The organism is Oceanisphaera sp. (genome assembly GCF_052084945.1).
In the GTDB taxonomy this organism is placed as follows: domain Bacteria; phylum Pseudomonadota; class Gammaproteobacteria; order Enterobacterales; family Aeromonadaceae; genus Oceanimonas.
Window position 1 is genome coordinate 1 of sequence record NZ_JBQDEX010000128.1, and the last position, 6427, is coordinate 6427.

Here is a 6427-nt window from a genome sequence, read left to right on the forward strand (position 1 = left end):
CTTGTAGCACTGTTAACGATGACAGTTAGGTATATGATTGGGTTTGAATTTTGCTTGGCGCTGAGCGCTTGACGCTTGGTGCTCGAGTTCAATACCTCATCTGGAACAATAAAAGAGTGAGAGCCATGACCGCACAAGCTGGCATTTGCGCCGAACCCAACCTGCACGCCCATTATTTAATGTTTAATATTTTGCCAGAGCAATACGCTAAGGTCACAGATGCCTTGGCTAAGGTGCCAGCTTTATGGCAAAAGATCACACAAACGTACCCTGATGCTGCCTTTTCTGGCTTAGTTGCCATTGGCGAGCAGGCGTGGGATGCCTTGTACCCCAATGCGAGACCTACAGAGTTGCGTGGCTTTCCGGCACAAAAGCAAGGTCAGCGCGTGGCCCCAGAAACTCCCTTTGACTTATTTTTTCAGCTGCGAGCCGATAGACTTGATATTGCCTATATTGCGCAGCAAGAAGTAATGGCGCTGTTAGCCGGCCTTGCTGAGCTTAAAGAAGAGCGCCAAGGCTTTCGCTATTTAGATATGCGTGATGTTACCGGATTTGTTGATGGTACCGAAAATCCGCAAGGTGACGATCGTGGGCAAGTTGCGTTAGTCCAAGACGGCCCTTTTGCCGGTGGCAGCTATGTGCATGTGCAAAGCTATAAGCACAAAATGGCGCGCTGGGAAAAGCTCGCCATTAAAGCGCAAGAAGATATTTACGGCCGCACCAAGCTCGACAATATCGAGTATGCCTCAGCCGACAAAGCGCCCACGGCCCACACCAAACGCACTAGCCTCAAAGATGATGCTGGTAACAGCATGGAAATTTTGCGCCAAAGCATGCCCTGGGGCGCAGCCAACGCCCAAGGTTTGGTATTTATTTCGTGCTGCCATACTCCCACACACTTTGAGCGCATACTGAGCAGCATGTTTGTGCCCGACGAACAAGGTCATTTCGATCACTTAACCCTGTTCACTCAAGCCGAAACCGGCGCCGCCTTTTTTGCACCATCAGAAGAATGGTTAAGCACTAAAGGCGCGTAAAGCACGGCCTTACGTCATACGCCGTACGCCGTACGTAAAACCAAACCGGTGTGTTTCCTTTAACGTAGTGCGTACAGCGTTAGACGTACCGCTTTTTATCTGTCATTGCGAGGAGTGCTGCGACGCGGCAATCCATGGAACAGGCGGCGGTACGCTTTACGTCGATCGCGATACGAAAAAAAAACTTGTGTGTTTCTTTAAGCTTGGTGCCGGGCGCTTGGCGCTCGGCGCTGCCCTTAAGGTTCAAACAGCTCTAGTACGTTTTTATGCAAGGTGGCAATGGGAGTGTCGTGGGTGGGGGTGATAAAAATCGTATCGTCACCGGCTATGGTACCCAGAATACCTTCGGCTCTGCCCAAAGAGTCGAGCATGCGCGCGATCAGCTGGGCGGCCCCTGGACTGGTGTGAATAACGATTAAGGCACTGTTATGGCCTACATCCAGCACTAAGTTTTTTAGCTGGCTGCTTGAGGTGGGGACTCCCAGCTCAACGGGCAGGCAATACACCATTTCCATTTTGGCGTTGCGCGTGCGTACCGCGCCAAACTTGCTAAGCATGCGCGACACTTTCGATTGGTTAATGCTATCAAACCCTGCATCCTGCAGCGCAGTCACAATTTCTGCCTGCGAACCAAAACGTTCCTCGTTGAGTAAGGCTTTAAATACCTTAACCAGATGTTCTTGTTTTTCGTTCATTTTTTGCAGCCGACTGAGCATGGTTGAATAAGGCATATTGTCTATCCGTCATGGTTTTTTATCAAGGATTAGTCATTTATATTGCATAAGAATGCAAAATTAGCTTGCATTAACAGCCATGCAAAATAAAATCAGTTCAACACTCTGACATATGATGTGAATATAGCGCATGGGCATAGAATTCAGCGGTATCTGTAAGTCTTGGTCTGGTCAGGAAATTTTAAGCCAAGTATCCTTAAAATGCGATGCAGGTGAGACGTTAGTTCTGCTTGGACCAAGTGGTGCAGGTAAAAGCTCTTTACTAAGGTTAATGAACTTACTGGATATTCCAGATGAAGGTCAGTTGACCATAGCAGGGCAAAGCTTTCATTTTCCTGATGCACAAGCGGGGCGCTTGAATAAGCGCGCTCAGCTGTTGCGAAGTCAGGTGGGTATGGTGTTTCAACAATATCATTTGTGGCCTCATCTTACGGTAGAGCAAAACTTGCTAGAAGCCCCGATTAAAGTACTGGGGATGAATAAAAAGCAGGCACAACAGAAAGCTGCACAGCTACTAAGCCAGCTTAAGCTGAGTGACAAACTTCATGCTTGGCCAGGGGCCTTATCGGGCGGCCAGCAACAGCGGGTCGCCATAGCCCGAGCCTTAATGATGGATCCTGCGGTGTTACTGTTTGATGAGCCCACAGCGGCACTGGATCCGGAAATTACCAAAGAAGTAGCAGATATTATTTTGCAGCTGGGCAAAACCGGCATTACCCAAGTGGTGGTGACCCATGAAGTGAGCTTCGCCCATAAAGTGGCCAGCAAGGTGGCGTACCTTGAACAAGGTCGACTCATTGAATACGGTGATGCCGACATACTGCACCACCCTAATACGCCAAGGTTTACAGAGTTTTTAACGCATTAACCTGTACGAAAAAACAGAAAAAGCAAAGCCGTCTAATAACAAAAAGCCTATTTATCTGTTGCACTTTAACGGACTCTATGACTGTATATGAGCTGGCCAAAAGATTGAATACGGTTTGTAACGGCAGGTTTTTCGCCGTGAGTGAACGGCCTACATTGATACCTCAATGATACTGAACGACTGAATAACAATAAGGACATTACCGTGAAGAAAACATTACTCTCTTTGGCGCTACTTGCCACCACTGGGGCTGTACAAGCCGACGAAGTTAAGTTTGTGACGAATGCCGCTTACGCTCCCTTTGAGTTTGTGGATGAGAACAATGAAATGCAAGGCTTTGATATTGATTTAGCCAAAGCAATTTGTGACGTGCAAGCCATGGAGTGCAGCTTTCATAATCAGGCCTTTGACAGCTTGATCCCAAGTCTTAAGTTTCGTCGTTATCATGCTGCTATTGCCGCCATGGACATTACTCCTGAGCGTGCTAAGCAAGTTGACTTTAGTGATATTTACTATGAAAACTCTGCGGTATTTGTGATTCCAGCAGGTAAAGTTTCTACTATTGAGAAGCTCAAGAAACAAACAGTTGGTGTGCAAAACGGCACCTCACACCAAAAATACATTCAAGATAAGTTAGAAGTTGAAGGTATTACCGCGCGCCCTTACCAAAGTGTGCAAGATGCCTTACTCGATATGAGCAATGGTCGTATTAAAGCGGTTTTTGCTGACACTGCTGTGGTGGGGGATTGGTTAACGAAAAACGAAGGCTATACGGTGTTAGGTGATCGTATTACCGATGATGACTACTTTGGTACCGGTTTTGGTATTGCGGTTACTAAGGGTAATCAAGAGTTGCTCGACCAACTTAACCAAGGCTTGAGCGCGCTAAAAGAGAACGGCACCTACGACGCCCTCTATCAACAGTACTTCCCTCAGTAAGATGCTCACTCATCTAATGAATGCCAGCCTAATGACCTTAGGGCTGGCATTGATGTCATTAGTCGTGGGGTTGGTATTGGCCATGCTATTTTGTGGTGGAGAAATGAGCCGCTTTGCGCTAGTGCGCTGGCCGGTGACATTACTCACCACTATTTTGCGTGGTCTTCCCGAAATTTTGGTGGTGTTCTTTATTTATTTTGGCTCCACCCAAGTGTTATTTTTAATAACTGATCAATACATTGAGTTTAGCCCGTTTTGGTGTGGTGTGACGGCGCTTTCGTTGCTGTTTGCCGCCTATGCTGCGCAAACCTTGCGCGGCGCTCTTAAGGCTGTACATAGTGGCCAGCGCCAAGCGGCACAAGCGCTGGGTTTACCTCGGTTTTATACGTTTGTGCACATTGTGCTGCCGCAAACTTGGCGTCATGCGCTGCCGGGCTTAGGTAACCAGTGGTTGGTATTATTAAAAGACACGGCACTGGTGTCTTTGATTGGGGTGCACGATTTAATGTATCAAGCTAAAGCGGTGGCTTCTCGTACCTATGAGCCTTTTACTTGGTATGGCATAGCTGCGCTTATTTATTTGGCCATTACAGTGGTGAGCTCCCAGGGGCTAAAGCGGTTGCGAACTCGGGTGACGCGTTATGATTGATTGGCTCGTGAGCAGTGACTGGTTTGGCTACTTACCAACTTTGCTACAAGGGGTAAAGATTACTCTACAAATAACCGCAGCCGGTTTGTTATTGGGGCTAGTTATTGCACTTATTTTAACTTGGGTATTAGAGCAAAATATTCCAGTGTTGGCACAGCTCACCGAAGGCTATTTGCTGCTATTTACTGGTACCCCTTTATTGGTGCAAATATTCTTAGTCTATTACGGCCCTGCCCAGTTTGATTGGATTAAAGACAGCTGGATGTGGGTTTACCTCCGAGAGCCGATGTTTTGTGCCATTGTGGCATTGGGCCTAAATGCAGGAGCCTACACCTGTCGGTTATTTAAAGGGGCGCTTGAGGCGATACCCAAAGGAGAAACCTTAGCCTGCCAAGCATTAGGTATGACGCACTGGCAAACGCTGAGTGTGAAGTTACGTCATGCTATGCGCCGGGTGATCCCAGCTTACTCTAACGAAGTAGTGTTAGTCCTCAAGGGCAGCTCGCTGGCCAGTACTATCTCTATTATGGAAATAATGGGCTTGGCGCAACGTATTAATGGCCAAACTTACGATACCTTGGCGGTGTTTGGGTTAGCGGGCGCTATTTATTTGATTTTAAATGGTATTTTAACGCTGCTATTTAGAATGTTAGAGCAAAAAGCTCTGCGTTTTCAAACGCACTCTTAATGAAAAACTATTAAGTGTAATGCTTCATTAGCCTGCGTTGCTTGTTCAGGGGTAGTAATGAGTGGCGGGGGTTGCTTGACCTCACAAAATATAGATTTCACATTGTGTTAACTATTGTGTTTTTCTGGAGCATTCGCTATGTTGCTAAAGCATTAGGAAACGTCTAACAATTCAAATAATAACGGAGTTCAGATATGAAAGTTGCCGTACTTGGAGCCGCCGGTGGTATCGGCCAAGCTCTGGCCCTGCTATTAAAAAATAACCTGCCTGCCGGTTCTGCATTAAGCCTGTACGATATCGCACCCGTTACCCCAGGTGTTGCCGCCGACCTAAGCCACATTCCAACAGCCGTTGAAGTTATCGGCTTTGGTGGTGAAGATCCAACACCCGCATTAGAAGGTGCCGACATCGTATTGATTTCTGCAGGTGTTGCACGTAAGCCTGGCATGGATCGTGCCGACTTATTCAACGTGAATGCTGGCATTGTAAAAAACCTAATTGAAAAAGTGGCCACTACTTGCCCTAACGCCTGTGTTGGCATTATTACCAACCCCGTTAACACCACGGTAGCCATTGCAGCTGAAGTGCTGAAAAAAGCCGGTGTATACGATAAAAACAAGCTGTTTGGTATTACGACGCTCGATATTATTCGTGCTGAAACCTTTGTTGCACAAGCCAAAGGCTTGAACGTAGCTGATGTGAATGTGCCTGTTATTGGTGGCCACAGCGGCGTGACTATTTTGCCGTTGCTATCTCAGGTTGAAGGCGTGTCTTTCTCTGATGAAGAAATAGAGAAACTGACTCACCGCATTCAAAATGCCGGTACCGAAGTGGTTGAAGCTAAAGCAGGCGGTGGTTCTGCGACTTTATCTATGGGTCAAGCAGCCTGTCGTTTTGCTCTGTCGTTAGTGAAGGCGATGGAAGGCGAAACCGACGTTGTTGAGTGTACTTATGTAGAAGGTGGCAGCGAGCACGCACAGTTCTTCGCTCAGCCTGTACTATTAGGTAAGAATGGCGTAGAAAAAGTATTGCCTTATGGCGAGCTAAGTGCGTTTGAAGAAAAAGCCATGAACGAAATGCTAGACACCCTAAAAGGTGATATCGATAAAGGCGTTGAGTTCGTTAAGTAATGTAACGAACAAAGTTCAGTAGAAAAAGGGAGCCTAGGCTCCCTTTTTGCTTTTTATTATTGCAGGAACCCACAGAAAAATAGGGAGCAGATCTGAAGAAGGTTTGAGGTGTCGGGTTGACTGCAATCGACCGGTTTTAGGTTAGGGGGATGTTTTGGTCCAATGAATTGGACCCTACATGAAGCTCAACCTAGTTTTTTTGGGGGAGGTAGGGTCGATTTCAATCGACCGGTGGTAGGTTAGGGTGAGGTTTTGGTCCAATGAATTGGACCCTACATGAAGCTCAACCTAGTTTTTTTGGGGGTAGGGTCGATTTCAATCGACCGTTGGTAGGTTAGGGTGAGGTTTTTGGTCCAATGAATGGGGCCCTACATGAGGCACA

7 protein-coding genes are annotated in these 6427 nt (G+C 47.0%); 6 read left to right on the forward strand and 1 reads right to left on the reverse strand.

The annotated features are described in order from the left end of the window. Positions 1-125 precede the first annotated feature (125 nt). Positions 126-1037, forward strand: coding sequence for a Dyp-type peroxidase (locus ACTHY5_RS10520; protein WP_441879415.1), 912 nt, complete (start codon positions 126-128; stop codon positions 1035-1037). Between the two features lie 236 nt (positions 1038-1273). On the opposite strand, the gene argR is transcribed toward ACTHY5_RS10520, so the two are convergent. Continuing rightward, on the reverse strand, positions 1274-1768 hold the full coding sequence (gene argR, locus ACTHY5_RS10525; RefSeq protein WP_441879417.1) for a transcriptional regulator ArgR: 495 nt from the start codon (positions 1766-1768) through the stop codon (positions 1274-1276). A 133-nt stretch (positions 1769-1901) separates the two neighbouring features. Between argR and ACTHY5_RS10530 the strand changes: the two genes are divergently transcribed. From ACTHY5_RS10530 to mdh, 5 genes are all read left to right on the forward strand, one after another. Continuing rightward, entirely contained in the window at positions 1902-2639 is a 738-nt protein-coding gene (locus ACTHY5_RS10530) for an ATP-binding cassette domain-containing protein (protein ID WP_441879419.1), read from the forward strand. 204 nt (positions 2640-2843) lie between these two features. Beyond that, entirely contained in the window at positions 2844-3578 is a 735-nt protein-coding gene (locus ACTHY5_RS10535) for a transporter substrate-binding domain-containing protein (protein WP_441879421.1), read from the forward strand. A 1-nt stretch (position 3579) separates the two neighbouring features. Continuing rightward, positions 3580-4227 (forward strand): arginine ABC transporter permease ArtQ, encoded by a 648-nt coding sequence (gene artQ / locus ACTHY5_RS10540; RefSeq protein WP_441879423.1) that lies wholly within the window; start codon positions 3580-3582, stop codon positions 4225-4227. Next, on the forward strand, positions 4220-4915 hold the full coding sequence (artM, locus tag ACTHY5_RS10545) for an arginine ABC transporter permease ArtM (RefSeq protein WP_441879425.1): 696 nt from the start codon (positions 4220-4222) through the stop codon (positions 4913-4915). The genes artQ and artM overlap by 8 nt, the downstream gene beginning before the upstream one ends. Before the next feature lie 194 nt (positions 4916-5109). After that, on the forward strand, positions 5110-6045 hold the full coding sequence (gene mdh / locus ACTHY5_RS10550) for a malate dehydrogenase (RefSeq protein WP_441879427.1): 936 nt from the start codon (positions 5110-5112) through the stop codon (positions 6043-6045). Positions 6046-6427: the final 382 nt, after the last annotated feature.